Source organism: Psychromarinibacter sp. S121 (assembly GCF_049801035.1).
In the GTDB taxonomy this organism is placed as follows: domain Bacteria; phylum Pseudomonadota; class Alphaproteobacteria; order Rhodobacterales; family Rhodobacteraceae; genus Psychromarinibacter.
Genome location: NZ_JBNAGE010000004.1, coordinates 365212 through 383801, shown reverse-complemented (window position 1 = coordinate 383801; position 18590 = coordinate 365212). Strand labels below are relative to the sequence as shown.

Annotated in this window: 18 protein-coding genes; 7 read left to right on the top strand and 11 right to left on the bottom strand. The window is 67.5% G+C overall.

Features of this window, described 5'->3' with window-relative positions:
- Window positions 1-69 precede the first annotated feature (69 nt).
- From ACP156_RS20320 to ACP156_RS20310, 3 genes are all read left to right on the top strand, one after another.
- Entirely contained in the window at window positions 70-591 is a 522-nt protein-coding gene (locus tag ACP156_RS20320) for an SH3 domain-containing protein (RefSeq protein WP_425053205.1), read from the top strand.
- 3 nt (window positions 592-594) lie between these two features.
- Window positions 595-1581 carry a hypothetical protein gene (locus ACP156_RS20315; protein ID WP_425053204.1) on the top strand — a complete coding sequence of 329 codons (987 nt, stop codon included), beginning with the start codon at window positions 595-597 and terminating at the stop codon, window positions 1579-1581.
- 86 nt (window positions 1582-1667) lie between these two features.
- On the top strand, window positions 1668-2588 hold the full coding sequence (locus tag ACP156_RS20310; RefSeq protein ID WP_425053203.1) for a cation diffusion facilitator family transporter: 921 nt from the start codon (window positions 1668-1670) through the stop codon (window positions 2586-2588).
- A 3-nt stretch (window positions 2589-2591) separates the two neighbouring features.
- Here ACP156_RS20310 and ACP156_RS20305 read toward each other — a convergent pair whose 3' ends face one another.
- The 3 genes from ACP156_RS20305 to ACP156_RS20295 form a co-directional block, all read right to left on the bottom strand.
- The gene (locus ACP156_RS20305; protein ID WP_425053202.1) at window positions 2592-3608 is read right to left on the bottom strand and encodes an SH3 domain-containing protein; all 1017 of its coding nucleotides are present in this window, start codon (window positions 3606-3608) and stop codon (window positions 2592-2594) included.
- A gap of 273 nt (window positions 3609-3881) precedes the next feature.
- The gene (locus ACP156_RS20300) at window positions 3882-4316 is read right to left on the bottom strand and encodes a hypothetical protein (RefSeq protein ID WP_425053201.1); all 435 of its coding nucleotides are present in this window, start codon (window positions 4314-4316) and stop codon (window positions 3882-3884) included.
- 4 nt (window positions 4317-4320) lie between these two features.
- Window positions 4321-4611 (bottom strand): hypothetical protein, encoded by a 291-nt coding sequence (locus ACP156_RS20295; protein ID WP_425053200.1) that lies wholly within the window; start codon window positions 4609-4611, stop codon window positions 4321-4323.
- Between the two features lie 175 nt (window positions 4612-4786).
- On the opposite strand from ACP156_RS20295, the gene ACP156_RS20290 reads away from it, so the two are divergent.
- Together ACP156_RS20290 and ACP156_RS20285 are read left to right on the top strand one after the other, a co-directional pair.
- Window positions 4787-5491: a response regulator gene (locus tag ACP156_RS20290; protein WP_425053199.1), complete on the top strand. Its 705-nt coding sequence runs from the start codon at window positions 4787-4789 to the stop codon at window positions 5489-5491.
- The gene (locus ACP156_RS20285; protein WP_425053198.1) at window positions 5488-6810 is read left to right on the top strand and encodes an ATP-binding protein; all 1323 of its coding nucleotides are present in this window, start codon (window positions 5488-5490) and stop codon (window positions 6808-6810) included. The genes ACP156_RS20290 and ACP156_RS20285 overlap by 4 nt, the downstream gene beginning before the upstream one ends.
- Window positions 6811-6821: 11 nt before the next feature.
- Here ACP156_RS20285 and ACP156_RS20280 read toward each other — a convergent pair whose 3' ends face one another.
- Complete coding sequence (locus ACP156_RS20280; protein WP_425053197.1) at window positions 6822-7754, bottom strand: aldo/keto reductase; 933 nt, start codon at window positions 7752-7754, stop codon at window positions 6822-6824.
- Between the two features lie 108 nt (window positions 7755-7862).
- On the opposite strand from ACP156_RS20280, the gene ACP156_RS20275 reads away from it, so the two are divergent.
- Window positions 7863-8210, top strand: a complete 348-nt coding sequence (locus tag ACP156_RS20275; protein ID WP_425053196.1) for an ArsR/SmtB family transcription factor — start codon at window positions 7863-7865, stop codon at window positions 8208-8210.
- On the top strand, window positions 8200-8622 hold the full coding sequence (locus ACP156_RS20270) for an SRPBCC family protein (RefSeq protein ID WP_425053195.1): 423 nt from the start codon (window positions 8200-8202) through the stop codon (window positions 8620-8622). Before ACP156_RS20275 ends, ACP156_RS20270 begins: the two co-directional genes overlap by 11 nt.
- Before the next feature lie 81 nt (window positions 8623-8703).
- Here the strand turns inward: ACP156_RS20270 and ACP156_RS20265 are convergent, their stop codons facing one another.
- The 7 genes from ACP156_RS20265 to xdhA form a co-directional block, all read right to left on the bottom strand.
- The gene (locus tag ACP156_RS20265) at window positions 8704-9786 is read right to left on the bottom strand and encodes a BMP family ABC transporter substrate-binding protein (protein ID WP_425053194.1); all 1083 of its coding nucleotides are present in this window, start codon (window positions 9784-9786) and stop codon (window positions 8704-8706) included.
- A 53-nt stretch (window positions 9787-9839) separates the two neighbouring features.
- Window positions 9840-10772 carry an ABC transporter permease gene (locus tag ACP156_RS20260; RefSeq protein ID WP_425053193.1) on the bottom strand — a complete coding sequence of 311 codons (933 nt, stop codon included), beginning with the start codon at window positions 10770-10772 and terminating at the stop codon, window positions 9840-9842.
- A gap of 43 nt (window positions 10773-10815) precedes the next feature.
- Window positions 10816-11901 carry an ABC transporter permease gene (locus ACP156_RS20255; RefSeq protein ID WP_425053277.1) on the bottom strand — a complete coding sequence of 362 codons (1086 nt, stop codon included), beginning with the start codon at window positions 11899-11901 and terminating at the stop codon, window positions 10816-10818.
- Between the two features lie 69 nt (window positions 11902-11970).
- Complete coding sequence (locus tag ACP156_RS20250; protein ID WP_425053192.1) at window positions 11971-13494, bottom strand: ABC transporter ATP-binding protein; 1524 nt, start codon at window positions 13492-13494, stop codon at window positions 11971-11973.
- The gene (xdhC, locus tag ACP156_RS20245) at window positions 13476-14444 is read right to left on the bottom strand and encodes a xanthine dehydrogenase accessory protein XdhC (protein WP_425053191.1); all 969 of its coding nucleotides are present in this window, start codon (window positions 14442-14444) and stop codon (window positions 13476-13478) included. Before xdhC ends, ACP156_RS20250 begins: the two co-directional genes overlap by 19 nt.
- Window positions 14441-16888 (bottom strand): xanthine dehydrogenase molybdopterin binding subunit, encoded by a 2448-nt coding sequence (gene xdhB / locus ACP156_RS20240; RefSeq protein ID WP_425053190.1) that lies wholly within the window; start codon window positions 16886-16888, stop codon window positions 14441-14443. The genes xdhC and xdhB overlap by 4 nt, the downstream gene beginning before the upstream one ends.
- Entirely contained in the window at window positions 16885-18279 is a 1395-nt protein-coding gene (xdhA, locus tag ACP156_RS20235; protein WP_425053189.1) for a xanthine dehydrogenase small subunit, read from the bottom strand. The genes xdhB and xdhA overlap by 4 nt, the downstream gene beginning before the upstream one ends.
- Window positions 18280-18590: the final 311 nt, after the last annotated feature.

The window sequence follows — 18590 nt, the reverse complement described above, 5'->3', positions numbered from 1 at the left end:
CGATAAAGGCCCGCGGCGAAATGGGCGGCAAACGCCCGCGAGCAGGACATGGTTTCGGGTAGGGCACCGATGAAACGCATCAGAACAGGTGTGACCGCAATGGCGTTGGCCTTTGCGTTGACGTTCGCGTTGGCCATCACGGCGATGACCGCAACGGCGGAAGAGCGGGGGCCGGTGACGAACCTGCCGATGCCGCGTTTCGTTTCTTTGAAGGCGAGCGAGGGCAACGTGCGGCGCGGGCCGTCGCTGAGCCATCGGATCGACTGGGTGCTGAAGCGCCGCCACATGCCCTTGCAGGTGGTCGCCGAATTCGGCCATTGGCGCCGGGTCGTCGACCGAGACGGCGCGGGCGGCTGGGTGCATTATTCGCTGCTGTCCGGCACGCGTACGGTGCTGGTCGAGCGCGACATGCTGCCACTGCTGATGAAGCCCGATCCCAAGGCGCCGGTGAACGCCCAGCTTGAACTGGGCGTGGTCGCGCGGCTGGACGAATGCACGGCGGGCTGGTGCCGGATTTCCGCCGGCGGGTATCGCGGCTGGGTCGAGGCGGCCTCGCTGTGGGGCGTGTACTCCGAAGATCTCGGGGAATAGCCCGTGGAGGCATTCCGCACCGCTGGATACACGCGGCTTGGATCCGACGGGCCGCACGCGCTGGTGATCCACGCCGAGGGTGACTGGGCACGCTCGATCGAGTCGGGAACGCATCCGTTCTTCACCAAGCTCATGCGGCAGGCGACCACGCGCGGCTTGACCACGCGGGTGGTCAGCGCAGGCGGGGCGACGTCTCAGCTGCTGCTGGGGCAGGACCACGTGCATGTCATGGTCGGGGGCCAGCCGGGCTATGGGCCGAACCGCCTGCACGCCGCGCCGGGGCATGTCTGGGGCTTCTGGTATCTCGACGAGGTCGGTTGCGGCGCGCATTCCTCTGTACGGTTCGCGCGCTTCTCGACCGACGAGGTGGACGGCGAGAAGGCCGAGTATTTCTTCAACGGCGTCACCGGCTACATGCTGCGCGAGAACGTGTCGAAGCGACCGCAGCCCCCGCGCGGCGCGGCCTTGCCAGAGCCCGCGGCCGCAGTTGTGTTCTGCCAGCTTATCGAAACGCAGGGCGACCGCCTGCATTATCTGACAACCGAACAGATGGTCCGGGTGGCCGCGACCACGGCGGGCGGGCGCCGGGTCTATGTGAAGCCGCACCCGGATACCCCAAGAATGCTGCGGCGCGGGCTGGAGGATCTTGCAGCGGCGCATCGCAACGTGGTGGTGACGGACGAGTCGGTTCACGATCTTGCCGCCGTCAGCAACGTTGTGGTGACGCAGAACTCGTCCGCCGGGTTCGAGGCTTTGATGCAGAAGAAATGCGTGGTGACTTGCGGCAAGTCCGATTTCTGGCATGCGACCCTGACACCGAAGACCGAGGACGAGCTGCGCGAGGCGCTGCTGCACGGGCGCGAGACCATGGCGGAGTTTCCGTTCGAGAAATACCTGTACTGGCACCTCGACCGGATGTGCCTTGAGCCTGAAAAGCCGGAATTCGCGGGCCGGGCGTGGGCCCGTATTCGCGACAAGGCGATGCTTTAGGCGCCGGGGCCGCGCGGATCGAAGCTTGGCGCGGCGGACGGGTTCTGACATTCAGGGGCCCACGCTTCCCGAATCCGAGCCCGGCGATGACCGACAAGACCTCTCTCAAGCTGAACCTCTCGGCCGGCCTTCTGTCGTCGTCGGTCGCGTTCATTCTGGTGCTTGCGAAGCTCTGGGCGCTGGGGGCGACGTCTTCGCTGGCCATTGCCGCAAGCCTCGCCGACAGCGCGTTGGATCTCATGGTGTCGCTTGGCGGGCTGGCCGCCATCGCCTATGCCGCGCGGCCGCCGGACGAGGATCACGCCTTCGGCCACAGCTCTGCCGAGGACCTTGCCGCGCTGGGTCAGTCGATAGTGATCCTTGCCTCTGCCGCCCTGATCGCGTGGGGCGCGATCAGCCGGCTGGTCGCGGGGCCGCCGGGCCCGATCGAGCAGGAAGGCTGGGGCATGGCGGTGATGGTGCTGTCCATCGTTCTGACTGTCGCGCTGGTGGCGTGGCAACGCTGGGTGATCCGCAAAACGGGCAACCGCGTGGTGACGGCGGACAGTCTGCACTATCTCGGCGACCTTATTCCCAGCATCGGTGCGATCCTTGCTCTGCTGGCCTCGAAATGGTTCGGCATGGGGCAGGTCGACAGCGTTGTTGCGCTGGGCGCGGCGGCGATGCTTGCGGTTGGCGCGACGCGCATCGGCAAGGGGGCATGGGATGCCCTGATGGACCGCTCGGCAGAGCCGGACATGGTGGCGGGGATCGAGAAGATCGCGGGCAACTTTCCCGGCGTGCGCGGATACCACGACCTGAAGACCCGGACCGCGGGGTCCGTTGTCTTCGTGAACCTGCATATCGAGCTGGACGGCGATCAGACGCTGGATGCCGCCCACGCAATCGGCGCGGCGCTTCGGCGGGACATCATCGCGGCCTATCCGCAGACGGATGTGATGATCCACAAGGACCCGGTGGGGGTAGAGCCTCACCCGGACGATCCGGGCAAGGCGCCGCGTCACTGACGCTTACTGATCCGCCCAGGTGACGAAGTCGAGCGTCAGCGTCGACGTGTCGGCGGTATCGACCGAGAACCGAGCGACGCGCCCGAGGTTCGTCTTCAGGCAGACAACCGCGCCATCCGTCAGCGAGGCCGCGTCAATCGGCGTCGCATCGAAACGTTCGGCCCGGCAGTCGTGCAGACCACGGTCGTCGCCGTCCCCCAGCGACATCTGCGCGCCGTTCACCGGAACGATGACCTGGCTGCCGCCGCCCTGCGGCCGCCACCAGATATCGGCCCCGGCTGCGCCCGAGTCGCCCTGATCGAGATCGACGCGACCGTTCAGCGACAGCTCGACCGATCCTTCCGACTGCACCACCGGCGGCGGCGGAGGCGGCGGCGGCAGATAGCCGACGTAGACCTTGGCGGACATCGACTTGTCGTCCAGTCGCGGGTCCAGCGACAGCGCGCTTTCCAGCCAATCCATGCAGGTGCCGCCAAGGTCGGCTTCGGTGCACAGGCGGACCCGCGCCTCGCCCGAAATCTGGACAGAGCTGAAGGTGCCCGACAGTTCCGGATCAAGCTGCGCGTAGTCTCCGACATCAAGGCAGGTGCGGGTGCCGCCAAAGCTCGGTTCGGCGAAGAAGCAGGCCAGATCGCCCGGCGGCGGCGGCGGCGGGGGCGGTTCGACGCCCGGCGGGCAGGTGGCGCGGAACTGGGGTTCCGGCAGGTTGACGTCCAGCGACCAGGTGCAGCCGGGGTTCAGGGCCGGGTACTCTGGCCCGGCGGTCAGATAGCGCGAGGCGACCCATCCTTCCATTCCGACCCCGGCGATCTGGCACCAGCCGTCGGCGTTGCAGCGCAGGATCTCGACGACGTCGCCGGGGTTCAGCCCGCCAACGACCGCGTTGCCGGCGCCCGGTCCGGATCGGACGTTCAGGTAAGTCGTCGATGCGCCTTGGCCCGCGAAGGCCGCCGGCGCCGAGGTCAATGTCGCGGCAAGCGCGGCGGCAAGGGCCAGGACCGAAAATCTGGTCGCGTTCATGGAAATGCTCCCGGTTCGCCGGGACGCGATGGCGCCCCGATGGAAATTCGTCGCGCAAAGGTGTGACGGAGAAATGGTCTGCGGGCAAGCAACGAGGCCAAGGGCATCCGGACAGGTGATGTTGCTGCAACGCTGATGGGCGCGCCCGGGGTGAGGCGCGCCGTCCGAGTGGGTGAAAAGCTCTGGACGGCCGGCCCGACTGGGGGTGCGGGCCGGCCGTGGGTGCCGGGCGTCCGGGGTGAACGGGACGACGCCCGACGGGGAACTGTCGTGTCAGGGAAACAGGCCCAAAGCGCCCATCTCGGGAAGTCCCTTGGCCTCGATCCGGCGGTCGATCCGGATTTCGCGGCCCTTCTCGCTGGTCAGCGTCGCCGTCAGATGGCTGGTGTCACCGTCAAACGTCAGCGTGCCGGTTCCGCGCCAGCCGATTCCCATGGGTCCGGTACCGCCGCCTTCCAGAACGCAGTTCGACCGGCCCGCATCGCAGGTGGCGGTGACGCGGTACACGCCAAGCGACTGGTTCGGAAACCCAAGCGTTCCATTGCGAACGGCGGTTCCGGTGGCGCTGTCGATCTCGGTGACAAAGCTGTGCTGGATCGTGCCGCGCCGGGTCTCGATCGTGCTTGTGCCCGAAATCGACTCGGCCCCGGCGGCGGTGGTGATCGTGGCAAGCGCCACGGTCACCGTCAGGATTTTGCGGATCTGCATCGGTTTACCGCGAGACCGAGACCGTGCGGCCGCGGTTCGAGTTGTCGAAGCCGGTGGAGCGGGTGCAGACGCCGTTCTCGCAGGTGGTCGTGTTGTTCTTGGTCTGGGTGGAGCCGTTCGGGCCGACGCGGGTGGTGGTGCGGTTGCAGGTCTGGTCGTTGGGGTCGCAGTTGTGCGTCGATGTGGCGGTCGAGGATTTCCCGTTCGGGCCGGTCCAGACGCGGGTGCTGTCGGCAAAGGCGGGCGCGGCGGCAAGCGAGGCGGTGGCGAGAGCGGCGAGGATCAGGGTTTTCATCGTGTGTCCTTTCAGGGTTGCAGGAGGTCCGGGGTTGCCTCCGATGACCCTGAAGATGGCCGCGCCATGCCACTGCCGTATCACCGTCACGCAAGGCTTTGTAACGGAGTGTAACTGCGGTGCGGTGTCCGCTTGCCAGTGGCGGCGGACCCGTCAGAGTGGGCGCATGAACGCGATGAAGTCCTTACTGATCGTCGAGGATGATCCCGAGATCCGCCGCCTTGTCGCAGGAATGCTGCGCGGCGAAGGGTTCGAGGTGGCCGAGGCCGCCGACGCCGCCGCGATGGATGCGGCGCTGGCCAAGACGCGGCCCGACCTCGTGATCCTCGATCTGATGCTACCGGGAGAGGACGGGCTGTCGATCTGTCGCCGCCTGCGCGCCGGCGGTGGCATCGCGATCCTGATGCTGACCGCGCGCGGAGAGGACATCGACAAGATTGTCGGGCTGGAAATGGGGGCGGACGACTATCTGTCAAAACCGTTCAACCCGCGTGAACTGCTGGCCCGGATCCGTGCGCTGCTGCGCCGCTCGGCGGACGGTGCCGATGGCGCGGCGCGACGGCGGCTGGCGTTCGGAGGCTTCGTCGCCGACCTCGATGCACGACGGCTGGAACAGGCGGGTGCGGCGGTTGACCTGACCGCTGCCGAGTTCGACCTGTTGGTCTGCTTCCTGCAACGGCCCGGCCGGGTGCTGTCGCGCGACCAGCTTCTTGACTGGGTCCATGGCCGCGAAACGGGTGTCTTCGACCGGTCGATTGACATGGCTGTCTCCCGTCTGCGCCGCAAGCTGGGCGATGACGCGGGCGGGCAGGCCGAGCGTCTGATCGCCACGATCCGGAACGGCGGCTACCTGTTCACCGCGCGGGTGACCCGGCTGTGAAGGCGCCGGGGATCGTCGGGCGGACCGTGCTGATGGTTCTGCTGGCCCTGTCGCTGGCGTGGCTTGCGATCTCGGGGGCCGTCTACCTTGGCCGTGGCGGGGACGAGGGGCTGACGCCGCCGCGCCTTGCCGCGGTCGTACTGGCGGTCGAGGCGGCCGGTGACGGCGAGGATGCCGTGCTTGCGGGCCTGTCCGCGCCGGGGCTTCGGCTTCGTCTGGGAGAGACCCCGCCCGAGCGTGACATGCGGCCTTTCCCGCCCGAGGCGCTGGAGGCCTACAGGGCCGAACTCGCCCCCCGCGCCGTCGAGGCCGATTGGGTTCCCGCCGTCGCGATCGGGCGGCTGATCGGGCGCGGCTATGCCGCCGGTCTGCCGCACCGGTCGATCTTTCACATCCAGCTGACCGACGGGCGGACCCTGAGCGTTTCGCGCTCTGCCGCAGGCGTGAACCGGGCGGGGCTTCCGTTCGGGTTCGTCGCCGGTCTGGCCGGCAGCGTCATCGCGCTGGGGCTTCTGCTGCTGCTTCTGCGCGAGGCGCGGCCCGTGGCCCGCTTGGCGCAGGCGGCGGATCGAATGGCGCCGGGGCAGGTTGTCGATCTGCCCGATGTCCGCCGCGCCTCGGCCGAGGTGCGGGCGCTTGCCGGAGCGTTCGACCGGTTGCAGCACCGGCTGCAAGCCGCGATGGCCGCGCGCAGCACGCTGTTCGCGGGTATCTCGCACGACGTTCGCACCTTCGCCACGCGTCTGCGGCTGCGGGTGGACTCGATCCCGGACGGCGACGAACGGGCACGGGCCGAGGCCGAGATCGCGGACATGATCCGCCTGCTGGACGACGCGCTGTTGCTGGGCCGGGCCGAAACCGGCGAAGTGGGTGAGGAACTGGTGCGCCCCGGCGCGCTGGCCGCTGACGAGGTCGAACGGTTTCGCAGCACGGGCGCGCAGGTCTCTTTCGCCGGAGACCGAAAGGCCGCGATGCTGGGCGATCCGCTGGCGCTGCGCCGCTGGCTGGCGAACGGGATCGGCAACGCGCTTTCCTACGCAGGGCAGGCGCGGGTGTCGGTACGCCAAGACGGCGCGACGGTGCGCGTCACGGTCGAGGACGACGGCCCCGGCATCCCCGAACCCCGCCGTGCCGAGTTGCTGGAGCCGTTCACCCGTGGCGATCCCTCGCGCAATCGCGCCACCGGCGGCGCCGGACTTGGCCTTGCCATCATGCGCAGCCTCGCCGAAGCGATGGGTGGCCGCATGGACATCGGCGAAAGCCCCAGCGGCGGCGCCCGCGTGTCCGCCGAGTTTCCGGCGCTCGACCTCGGCGACTGACCGCGGCCGGACTACGCCTCTTCCAGCCGGTCGGTCGCCGGCGGGGGCGTGGGCGTCAGAGACGCCAGTTGGGCATACAGCGCCTCGTCCATCTCGAAGGTCATGGCGTCAAGCGACGGGCGCAGCTGTTCCACCGTGCGGCCCGAGATGATGGGCGCGGTGATACCCGGATTGCGCGCGACCCAGGCCACCGCCAGCGTGATCGGCGAGACGCCGACATCGGCGGCCATCTCCTGCAGCGCGATGGCGGCGTCGTGCATCCAGTCCTGCGCATAGCGCGCCTTGTACATCGGGTCGTCGACCAGCCGTCCGCCATCGCCCTTGCCGTACTTGCCGGTCAGCAGCCCGCCGCCCAGCGGAGAGTAGGGGAAAACCGAGAAGCCTTCGGACAGCGCCATCGGCAGGATCTCGACCTCGGCCTGCCGCTTCACGAGGTTGTACATCGGTTGAAGCGCAGCGATCGACAGGCTGAAGCTGCGCGCGACGGCCTGCGCCTTCATCGTCTGCCATGCCGAGAAGTTCGAGATGCCGATGTGGCGGACCCGGCCGGAGTCGACCAGTTGCGCCAGCGTCTCGAACGTGTCTTCCAGCGGCGTGCCGTCGTCCCAGCGGTGCAGGTACAGCAGGTCGACATAGCCCATGTTCAGCCGGTCCATGCTCTCCTCGAACTGCGCCGTGATGTTCGCGGGCGTCGACGGCGCGGGGTGGGCGCATTTGGTGGCGAGAAACAGGCTTTCCCGTTCGGACGCGGCCAGTTTGCCAAGGTAACGTTCCGATTTGCCATCGGTGTAGCCAAAGGCGGTGTCGAAGAAGTTGATGCCCGCCTCGCGGCAGGCGGCGAACATCTCGCCCGACTGTGCCTCGTCGGCCTTGCCGCCGAACTGCATGGTGCCGAAGCAGAATTTCGAGATCGATGTGCCGTCGTTGGTCGCAAGACTGGTCATGTTGTCCTCCCTTTGTCGCAAGGCGTAGCGCGGTGTCGTTCGGGCGGCAAGTTGCCGTCATTCACCCAGAGAGTTGATTGATGCCTGCGAATCGTGTTATTCACCCATATGGTTGAACGAGCAGAGGAAGACCGGCTGACAGAGGTGCTGAAGGCGGCGTCGGACCCCAACAGGAGGCGCATCCTGACGATCCTCGTGCAGGAGGGCCCGGTGCGGGTCACCGACCTGGCGTCGCGTTTCGACATGAGCCTTAATTCCGTCTCCAAGCACATCAAGGCGCTGGAGCGGGCGGGGCTGGTCAGCCGGAAGACAGAGTGGCGCGAACATCTGATCGCGCCGGAAATGGCGCCGCTGAGGCTGATCGACGACTGGTTCGGGCAACTCCGCTCGACATGGGAGATGCGGCGGGAGCGGCTGGCTCAAGTTATTGAAGAGGAAGTGAGTGATGATGACTGATCTTTCGCTGAAAGTGACCCAGTTCGTAAACGCCGCGCCCGAACGAGTGTTCGACGCGTGGCTGAACCCGGACATGATCCGCAAGTTCATGCTGACCGGCCCCGGAACCGGGGTTGCGTCGGCCTCGACCGACCCGCGCGTGGGCGGCCGCTATGACATCGTGATGACCAACGAGATGGGAGAGATCCCGCATTGGGGCGAATACCGCGAAATCTCGCGGCCCTCGAAGCTGGTCTTCACATGGAACTCGCCGCACGCCGCACCGGACAGCCTTGTGACGCTGACCTTCGATGCGAAGGACGGCGGGACGCAGGTCACGCTGGTACACGAGACGTTCCCCAGCGAAGGCTCGCGCGATGGGCACGAAAAGGGCTGGACCGGCATCCTTGCCACCTTGGCCGATACGCTCTGATCCGGACCACGGCGATGCCCTGAAACGAAATGCGCCCCCGCGGTGTCCCGCGGAGGCGCGCTACCTCGGATCCGGATCGGATCAGCTCGGGATCGAGCCGTCGATGCCCTCGACGTAGAAGTTCATGCCGGCCAGCGTGCCATCGTCGGCAACCTCGCCCTCGGCCAGCCACGCCGATCCGTCCTGCTTGTTCAGCGGGCCGGTGAACGGGTGATAGGACCCGGCGGCGATGTCGTCGCGCATCTTCTCGGCTTCGGCCTTCACCTCGGCGGGAACCGGACCGGTGATCTCGCCGATGCCGACCATGCCGTCACCGATGCCCCACCAGTTGTTCTGGCTTTCCCATGCCTCGTCCATGACCGCCTGAACGCGCTCGATGTAGTAGGGCGCCCAGTTGTCGATGATCGACGAAATGCGCGGCTCGGGCGCGTATTCGTACATGTCGGCGGCCTGCCCGAAGCCAAGCGCGCCGGCCTTCTCCAGCACCGCCAGCGGCGCGGTCGAGTCGGTGTGCGCCAGAACCACGTCGACGCCCTGATCAAGCAGCGCCTGCGTGGCATCGGCTTCTTTCGCCGGGTCGAACCAGGTCGACACCCAGACCACGTTCATCTCGACTTCGGGGTTCGCCTTGCGGGCGTGGATGAAGGACGAGTTGATGCCGCGGATGACTTCCGGGATCGGGAACGAGCCGATGTAGCCGATCTTGTTGGACTTGGTCATCGCGCCGGCAAGATAGCCGGTCACGGCGCGGCCCTCGTAGAAGCGGGCCGAGTAGACGCCCACGTTGTCGGCGGTCTTGTAGCCGGTGCAGTGCTCGAACTTCACGTTCGGGAACTTGGCGGCGACGTTCACGGTCGGGTCCATGAAGCCGAAAGAGGTGGTGAAGATGATGTTCGCGCCACCCAGCGCCATTTGCGTCATCGCGCGTTCGGCGTCGGCGCCTTCCGGAACGTTCTCCTGGTACACCAGCTCGATGGCGTCGCCGAAATGTTCCTTCATCTTCAGCGCCGAGGTGTGGTGGTGCTGGGTCCAGCCGCCGTCGTTGATCGGGCCGACGTAGATGAAGCCGACCTTCAGCGGCGCGTGGCTTGCGGCAAAGCCGGGCCGAACAAGGCCCAGCGTGGCGGCAGCGGCGCCGCCGGCCAGAAGTGATCTGCGTTTCATGGATATTTCTCCCCTGTCGTCTGCGGGCCTTTCGCGGCCCGCCGTTTAGGCCCCTAGCTCGAGGCGTGGAATGTGCGTCCCAGCGAAGCGGGCGCGTTCAGTGCCGCGCGGCCGCGTCCCGAGGACATGATGACCAGCACCAGAATCGTTATCAGATACGGCGACATCGACAAGTATTCGACCGGAACCTCGACGCCTGCGGCCTGCAGGTTGAGCTGCAGTACGGTGACGCCGCCGAAGAGGTAGGCACCGATCAGGACGCGCCACGGTTTCCAGCTGCCGAACACCACGATCGCCAGCGCGATCCAGCCCGCGCCGGCGGTCATGCCCTCGGTCCATTGCGGCACGCGGACAAGGCTGAGGTAAGCGCCGCCAAGCCCCGCGCAGGCGCCGCCGAACGCGATGGCGGCCAGCCGCACGGCGACCACCTTGTAGCCAAGCGCGTGCGCCGCTCCGTGGCTTTCGCCGACGGCGCGCAGGATCAGACCGGCACGGGTGAATTTCAGGAAGGCCCAGACAGCGGCGACGATCAGGATCGAAACGTAAACCATCGCGTCATGCTGGAACAGGACGCGGCCTAGGAAGGGGATATCGGCCAGCGGTCCGAAATTGATGTCACCCACGGGCGGCGGTTTCAGCCCGACATAGCTTTGGCCCATCAATGACGACAGCCCCAGCCCGAACAACGTCAGCGCGAGACCCGTCGCCACCTGATTGGACAGGAAGAACTGCGTCAGGATGCCGAAGGTCATCGACAGCACCGCACCCCCGACCGCAGCCGCAAGGAAACCCATCGTCGGAGATCCCGTTTCGACCGCCGCGATGAAACCGCAGATCGCACCGGTGATCATCATCCCCTCGACCCCAAGGTTCAGCACACCCGACTTCTCGGCCACCAACTCGCCAATCGCGGCCAGCAGGATCGGGGTAGAGGCGATCATCAGCGAGGCCAGAAGGATCGCGGGGTTGATCGTGGACAGGTCCATCAGACGACTCCTTCCACGGCAACATGCAAACCGACACGTCCCATCACGCCATCTCTCCCTTGCCGATACGCACCCGGAAATTCGTCAGCACGTCCACCGCCAGCAGGAAGAACAGCAGCATCCCCTGGAACGCCTGGATCGCCGCCGCGGGCAGGCCGAGGTTCGCCTGCGCCGCCTCGCCGCCAATGTAGGTCAGCGCCAGCAGCAGGCCGGCCAGCAGGATGCCGACCGGATGCAGCCGTCCGAGGAACGCGACGATGATCGCGGTGAACCCGTAGCCCGAGTTGAAGTCGATCGAAATCTGCCCCGCGGGGCCCGCCACCTCGAACAGGCCCGCCAGCCCGGCCAGTCCGCCCGAGATACCCATGCAGACCACGACCAGCAGGTTCGGCTTGACGCCCGCGAAGCGCGCCGCGCGCGGGCTTTCACCGGTCACCCGGATCTGAAAGCCCAGCATGTGCCGGTTCAGCAGGATATAGGCGAGGATCACCGCGATCAGCGCTGCGACACCGCCCCAGTGCAGACCGGTCCCCGCGATCAGTTCGCCATTCGCCGCCGCCGGATACTGCTGCAGGTTCCGGCTGCCCGGAAAGCCCGACCCCTCGGGGTTCCGCAACAGCCCCAGCGCCATCGAGGCAAGGAATTGTTCGGCCACGTAGACCAGCAACAGCGACACGAGGATCTCGTTGGTGTTGAACTTCGTCTTCAGCAGCGCCGGGATCATCGCCCAGACAAAGCCGCCGAACGCCCCTGCGATGATCATCAGCGGGAAGATCAGCCAGCGCGCCTCCATCGGATAGAAGGCCAGCCCCACAGCGGCGCCGAAGATCGCGCCCATGATGTACTGCCCCTCGGCGCCGATGTTCCAGATCCCGGCCCGGAACCCCAGCGACAGGCCGATGGCGATCAGCACCAGCGGCCCCGCCTTGATCAGCAGCTGCCCGCGATAGTACCATGCGAACTCGCCGAACAGCGGCTCCCAGAAGATCGTGCGGATCGCCAGCAGCGGATCTTTCCCGAGGATCGCGAACAGCGCGCCGCCCGCCACCATGGTAAGCAGAACCGCCAGCAAGGGCGTCGCATAGCTCCACGCCTTCGACGGCTGCGGTCGTTTCTCCAGCCGGATCACCCGCGGCACTCCTGCTTCTTTGGTCCGGAAATATCCCGGGGGCCCGGGGGCAGAGCCCCCGGCGTGGTCCTAGCCATCCACATGCGCCACCTCCATGTCATGCGCCCCGCCCATCATCAGGCCGATCTCGTCCACCGTCAGTCCTTTCGCGGGCCGCGGCTCGGACAGGCGTCCCTCGTTCAGCGCCGCGAACCGGTCCGAGATTTCCATCAACTCGTCGAGGTCCTGGCTGATCACCACCAGCGCCGCGCCGTTCTCGGCAAGATCCAGCAGCGCCTGCCGGATCGCTGCCGCCGCGCTGGCGTCGACGCCCCATGTCGGCTGGTTCACCACAAGGCAGACCGGCCGCTGAAGGATCTCGCGCCCGATCACGAATTTCTGCAGGTTGCCCCCCGACAGCGACCGCGCCGCGTTTTCCGGTCCCGGCGTGCGGACGTCGAATTTCTCGATGATCGTCTCGGCAAAGCTCTTCGCGTCGGCCCATTTCAGGAACCCGTTCGACACCAGTCCTTCGCGCACCGCCCCGGTCAGCAGGGCATTTTCGGTCAGCGACATATCCGGCGCCGCGGCGTGGCCCAGCCGTTCCTCGGGCGCCGCCAGCAATCCCAGCTTGCGCCGCGCGTTGGGGCCAAGCGCGCCGATGGGCTGGCCGTTCAGCGTCACCGCGGCATCGGCCACGCGCGCCTCGCCCGACAGAGCCGCCAGCAACTCGTCCTGCCCGTTGCCCGCGACACCGCCGATGCCCACGACTTCGCCCGCCTGCACGGTCAGGTTCACGTTCTTAAGCGAGGTCCCGAAGGGGTTCGCCGATTTCACCGACAGGTCGGTCATCTTCAGCACGACTTCGCCCGGCGCCTTCTCTTCGCGCGAGGGCGTGTGCAGCGCCGTGCCGACCATCAACTCCGCCATCTCGCGGGCAGAGGTCGCCTTGGGGTCGCAGGTGCCCACCACCTTACCCAGCCGCAAGATCGTCGCCCCGTCGCACAGCGCGCGGATCTCTTCCAGCTTGTGGCTGATGTACAGGATCGACGTGCCCTCGGACTGGAGCTTGCGCAGCGTTTCGAACAGGATCTCGACCTCTTGCGGCGTCAGCACAGAGGTCGGCTCGTCCATGATCAGAAGCTTCGGGTCCTGCAGCAGACAGCGGATGATCTCGACCCGCTGCCGCTCGCCCGCCGACAGGTCGCCGACAAGGCGGTCGGGGTCCAGCGGCAGGCCGTAGGTCTCGGACACCTCGCGGATGCGGCGCGCCAGCTGGCGCGGCTTCGGCGGGTTCTCCATCCCCAGCGCCACGTTCTCGGCGACGTTCAGCGCATCGAACAGCGAGAAATGCTGGAACACCATCGCCACGCCCGAGGCGCGGGCGGCATGCGGGGTGGCGGGCTCGTAGGTCGCGCCGCGCATCGACATCTTACCGGCGTCGGGCTTCACCAGACCGTAAATCATCTTCACCAGCGTGGACTTGCCCGCGCCGTTCTCGCCCAGCAGGGCATGCACCTCGCCGGGCATGATCTGGAACGACACGCCGTCATTCGCCACCACGCCGGGATAGGCCTTGGTCAGGCCGTCGAGTTTCAGAAGCGGGTCTGCCACGCGGTGTCCTCCCTGTCTTGGGGCGTCTCTTCAGCCAAATGCCCGGCAGTCAGGAACTCTGCCGCCACGCCGACCGCGATCGCCTGCGGATGTTTGCCCAGCGCCGGGTTTCCGATCGGGCAGCGGATGCGCGCGATCTGCTCCGGCGCATGCCCCAGCGCTGCCAGCCGCGACCGGAACCGCGCCCACTTGGTCGCCGATCCGATCAGCCCCGCCGCACGAAAGCCGTGGCCCAGCAGGCGGTGGCAGATCTCCAGATCCAGCGCGTGAGAATAGGTCAGCACAAGGTGCTCGGCCGCTGAAGGCGCCAGCCGCACCGCGTCGGCAGGGTTCGCGGCAGGCAGCACCGTCACGCCCTCGGGCACATCCTCGGGGAACCGCTCCGGCCCGGTATCGACCCAGGTCACCGCCACGTCCGGCAACGGCGCCAGAACGCCGACCAGCGCGCGGCCGACATGGCCCGCGCCGTAGATCCAGATCGCCCGTGTCGCGCGGGCCACCGGCTCCAGCAGCCAGCCGCCGCGGAACATGGTCTCGACCGGCGCGCCCGCGTTCCGCGCTTTCACGGCCGCGCGCTTCAGCGGCAACGGTGCGTCGGCCTTGCCCTCAACCCGCCGAAGCACGAAGTCACCCGCGACGGTTTCCAGCCGCGCCGCGTCCCAGCACTCGCAGACCAGCACCACCGCTCCGCCGCAGCACTGACCCAGCGCCGGTCCCAGCGGCTTGCGCGCGACTGCGTCCCGCTCCGCAGTCAGCGCCGCCCGCGCCTCTGCCGCCGCCTCGTACTCCAAAGCGCCGCCGCCGATGGTGCCCGACTGTCCGTCGCCCCAGACCAGCATCGCAGCGCCGGCCTCGCGCGGGGTCGAGCCTTCGACACCGGCGACCACGACGCGCGCGACCCGCCCGTGACGGGCGATGGCATCGGACAAGGCGGCGCGGTCGAAGCTCATGCGCGCACCCGGTTCACCGCGGCCAGCACCCGCTCTGCCGTGGCCGGTGCGTCAAGCGACGGATAGTCCGAGCCGCAGGACGCCACCGCGTCCGACAAGGCCATCAGCGCCGAGATGCCCAGCATGAACGGCGGCTCTCCCACCGCTTTCGAGCGATAGATCGACTCTTCGCGGTTCGCGCCGTCCCACAGCGCCACGTTGAACACGTCGGGACGGTCGGAACAGGCGGGGATCTTGTAGGTCGAGGGCGCATGCGTGGTCAGCCGGCCCTTGTCGTTCCACACCAGTTCCTCGGTCGTCAGCCAGCCCGCGCCCTGAACATAGCCGCCCTCGATCTGCCCCACGTCCAGCGCCGGGTTCAGCGAGGCGCCGACGTCATGCAGGATGTCGGTGCGCAGGATACGGTTTTCGCCGGTCAGCGTGTCGATCACCACCTCGGTCACCGCCGCTCCGTATGCGAAATAGAAGAACGGTCGCCCACGCCCCTGCGCCCGGTCCCAGTTGACCTTCGGTGTCTTGTAAAAGCCGGTGGCCGACAGACCGACCCGCCCGGCGTAGCACTTCTGCGCGGCCTCGGCGAAACTGTAGCTTGCGCCGCCCACCGTGACCTGCCCGTCGGAAAACAGCACGTCCGCAGCCTCGGCCTGGTGCTCGCCGGCCAGAAACTCCTTCATCCTGTCGCGGATCGTGTCGCAGGCAATCTTCACGGCCATGCCGTTCAGATCCGACCCGGACGACGCAGCGGTGGCCGAGGTGTTCGGCACCTTGCCGGTGTCCGTCGCGGTGATCTTCACCATCTCAAGCGGCACGCCGAACCGCGCCGCCGCCACCTGCGCGACCTTCTGGAACAGCCCCTGTCCCATCTCGGTGCCGCCGTGGTTCATGTGGATCGAGCCGTCCTGGTAGACATGCACCAGCGCGCCCGCCTGGTTCAGGTGCGTCAGGGTGAACGAGATCCCGAATTTCACCGGCGCGAAGGCGATGCCGCGCTTCAGCACCGGGTTCTTCGCATTCCACTCCGCCACCGCAGCGCGCCGCGCGTGATAGTCCGAGGACTCGATCAGTGCGTCGGTCATTTCGTGCAGGATGAAATCCTCGACCGGCATATGGTAGGGCGTGACCTGCACCCCGGCCGGGTCCGGCGCCACGCCGCCCGACGCCTCGTCCACCGCGCCCGCCGAGCCTCGGGACGCCATGTCGCGATGCGCATCGGGCCCGTCCAGTTCCGGCTCCTTCTTTGGTCCGGAAATATCCCGGGGGGGCGCCGCAGGCGCGGGGGCAGAGCCCCCGTCGACGTCAGCCATCCCGCGATAATAGTTGACGCGGCGCACCTCCAACGGGTCCTTGCCCAATGCGTGCGCAACGTGATCCACGACCCGCTCGATCCCCAGCATCCCCTGCGGTCCGCCGAAGCCGCGATAGGCGGTGGCGGACTGGGTGTTGGTTTTCAGCCGGTGGCTGACGATCCGGCAGGCAGGCAGGAAATACGCGTTGTCCGAGTGCAGCATCGCCCGGTCCGCCACCGGCAGCGACAGATCCATCGACCAGCCGCAGCGGACGTAGTGGGTGAAATCCACCCCGGCGATCCGGCCTTCGTCGTCGAAGCCCACGCGATAGCCGATACGGAAGTCGTGCCGCTTGCCGGTGATCGTCATGTCGTCGTCGCGGTCGTAACGCATCTTGCAGGGTCGCCCCGTCATGGCGGCTGCCACGGCGCAGATGCAGGCCAGCGCGTTGCCCTGGCTTTCCTTGCCGCCGAACCCGCCGCCCATCCGGCGCGTCTCGACCCGGACCGCGTGCATCGGCACGCTCAGCGTTTCGGCCACCTTGTGCTGGATCTCGGTCGGGTGCTGGGTCGAACTGTGCACCAGCATGTCGCCGTCTTCCTGCGGCAGGGCCAGCGCGGCCTGTCCCTCGAGGTAGAAATGCTCTTGCCCGCCCATTTCAAGCGTGCCCTCGATGGTATGCGCCGCGCCGGACAAGGCAGTCTCGACATCGCCGATGGCCCATGTCACCGGGCCGCCTTCGAAATAGCTCTCGGCGGCCATGGCGTCATCGACGGTCAGGACCGGCGTCAGTTCCTGGTACTCGACCTTTGCCAACCGCGCCGCCTTGCGGGCGGCAAGGTGAGTTTCGGCGACCACCGCGAACAGCGCCTGCCCTAGGTAGAAAACCTCGCCTTCGGCCAGCAGCGGTTCGTCGTGGATCGAGGGCGATACATCGTTCGCGCCGGGGATGTCCTCTGCCGTCAGAACGGCGACGACGCCCGGGGACGCGCGCACGGGCTCCAGGTCCATCGACAGGACGCGCCCCCGCGCGATGGCCGAAAGGCCGAAGGCCAGCGACAGGCAGGTCGCGGGAACCGGGATGTCGTCGACATAGCGCGCCGCGCCGGTGACGTGCAGATGAGCGGTGTCGTGCGGAAGCGGTTTCGCGACACTCATGCCGACACCTCCAGAACGCTGGTGGCGCCCGCGCCGGTGTCTTCGAGGAAATAGCGCGTCAGCATGTTGCGCGCGGTCTCCAGCCGATAGGCGGCGGACGCCCGCATGTCCGACAACGGGGTATAGTCCTGCGCCCATGCGTCGGCGGCGGCATCGACGGTTTCCTGCGTCCACGGCTTGCCGGTGATCGCGGCCTCGACGGCGGCGGCGCGTTTGGGCGTTCCCGCCATGCCGCCGAAGGCGATGCGCGCGGCGGTCACCATGCCATCCTCGACGGTGATGTTGAAACAGCCGCAGACGGCGGAAATATCCTGATCGAACCGTTTCGAAAGCTTGTAACAGCGCAGCCGGTCGGGCTGGCGCGGGAAGCTGACCGCTTCCACGAATTCCCCCTTGGCGCGGTTCTGCTTGCCATATTCGATGAAGAACTCTTCCAGCGGCAGGCTGCGGCTGGCGTCGCCCTTGCGCAGATGCAGCGTGGCTCCCAGCGCGATCAGCGCGGGCGGGCTGTCTCCGATGGGCGAGCCGTTGGCGATGTTGCCGCCGATGGTCGCGGCGTTGCGCACCTGCGTCGAGCCGTAGCGGCGGATCATCTCGGCGAAGGACGGATGCACGTCGGCCATCGCCGCGCCCACGTCGGTCAGCGAGGTGACGGCGCCGATCTTCACCGCGTCTTCGCCGATGTCCACGTACTTCAGGTCGGCCACGCCGTTCAGGAACGCCAGTTCCTTGAGGTCGCGCAGCGCTTTCGTGACCCACAGCCCCACGTCGGTCGCACCGCCCACAAGGGTCGCGTCGGGATGCGCCGCGTACCATTCGGCCAGGTCGTCCGAGGATCTCGGCAGGGCCACGTCGCCCTCGGGCGCGGCCAGCGCGCCAAGCTTCGACAGGTCCTCGGTCATCCAGCCCGGCACCGGTTCCGATGCCGCGGCCTCGGCGGCGCGGACGATCGGGGCGTACCCGGTGCAGCGGCACAGGTTGCCCGCAAGAACGTCGTCGTGATCGGTGCGCCCGTTCAGATGGGCGCAGGCCATCGAGACGACGAAGCCCGGCGTGCAAAAGCCGCATTGGCTGCCGTGCAGGTCGACCATCGCCTGCTGTACCGGATGCAGCGCGCCATCGGGTCCGGCGATGCCCTCGACCGTACGGATGGCCTTGCCGTGAAGCTGCGGCAGGAACAGGATACAGGCGTTCACCGCTCGCGCGCCCTCGGCGTCGGTGACCATCACCGTGCAGGCGCCGCAGTCGCCCTCGTTGCAGCCTTCCTTGGTGCCCTTCAGGCCGCGCCCCTCGCGCAGCCAGTCAAGAAGTGTCGTGGTCGGAGAGATGTCACTGGCAATGACCGGGTCTCCGTTCAGGAGAAACGTGATCTGGCCCGTCTGCTGGCCCATTCGTGTACCATGGCCGCTTTCTCTTCGCGCAGGGTCGTTGCCCCGCGTTGCGCCAGACCCGATGCGGCGGAAAGCCGGGCGCCCCCTGATTGCATTGGCCAGCAAAGCCGCCGAATGCTCAAATGGCAAGCACTTGCGCAGGAAAAAGCCGGTGCGCGGCTGCGATAAATGACGTTATTCGGCGCGTTTGCCGCGCAAATGGGCGGCGGCTGACGCCGTTCGGCGCCTGAGACGGGCTTGTATTACCTCGGGTTGCGCGAGAAGTTGCCCACGCGCGCGGCAAGCCTTGTTTCGGACCCGGCCGCGCGCCA

What these genes read in the sequence shown, in the direction of transcription:
- ACP156_RS20320 (WP_425053205.1), top strand. Translation starts at nt 70, where the DNA reads ATGAAACGCATCAGAACAGGTGTGACCGCAATGGCGTTGGCCTTTGCG.
- ACP156_RS20310 (WP_425053203.1), top strand. Translation starts at nt 1,668, where the DNA reads ATGACCGACAAGACCTCTCTCAAGCTGAACCTCTCGGCCGGCCTTCTG.
- ACP156_RS20305 (WP_425053202.1), bottom strand. Translation starts at nt 3,608, where the DNA reads ATGAACGCGACCAGATTTTCGGTCCTGGCCCTTGCCGCCGCGCTTGCC.
- ACP156_RS20300 (WP_425053201.1), bottom strand. Translation starts at nt 4,316, where the DNA reads ATGCAGATCCGCAAAATCCTGACGGTGACCGTGGCGCTTGCCACGATC.
- ACP156_RS20295 (WP_425053200.1), bottom strand. Translation starts at nt 4,611, where the DNA reads ATGAAAACCCTGATCCTCGCCGCTCTCGCCACCGCCTCGCTTGCCGCC.
- ACP156_RS20290 (WP_425053199.1), top strand. Translation starts at nt 4,787, where the DNA reads ATGAAGTCCTTACTGATCGTCGAGGATGATCCCGAGATCCGCCGCCTT.
- ACP156_RS20280 (WP_425053197.1), bottom strand. Translation starts at nt 7,754, where the DNA reads ATGACCAGTCTTGCGACCAACGACGGCACATCGATCTCGAAATTCTGC.
- ACP156_RS20275 (WP_425053196.1), top strand. Translation starts at nt 7,863, where the DNA reads ATGGTTGAACGAGCAGAGGAAGACCGGCTGACAGAGGTGCTGAAGGCG.
- ACP156_RS20270 (WP_425053195.1), top strand. Translation starts at nt 8,200, where the DNA reads ATGATGACTGATCTTTCGCTGAAAGTGACCCAGTTCGTAAACGCCGCG.
- ACP156_RS20265 (WP_425053194.1), bottom strand. Translation starts at nt 9,786, where the DNA reads ATGAAACGCAGATCACTTCTGGCCGGCGGCGCCGCTGCCGCCACGCTG.
- ACP156_RS20260 (WP_425053193.1), bottom strand. Translation starts at nt 10,772, where the DNA reads ATGGACCTGTCCACGATCAACCCCGCGATCCTTCTGGCCTCGCTGATG.
- xdhC (WP_425053191.1), bottom strand. Translation starts at nt 14,444, where the DNA reads ATGAGCTTCGACCGCGCCGCCTTGTCCGATGCCATCGCCCGTCACGGG.
- xdhB (WP_425053190.1), bottom strand. Translation starts at nt 16,888, where the DNA reads ATGAGTGTCGCGAAACCGCTTCCGCACGACACCGCTCATCTGCACGTC.
- xdhA (WP_425053189.1), bottom strand. Translation starts at nt 18,279, where the DNA reads ATGGGCCAGCAGACGGGCCAGATCACGTTTCTCCTGAACGGAGACCCG.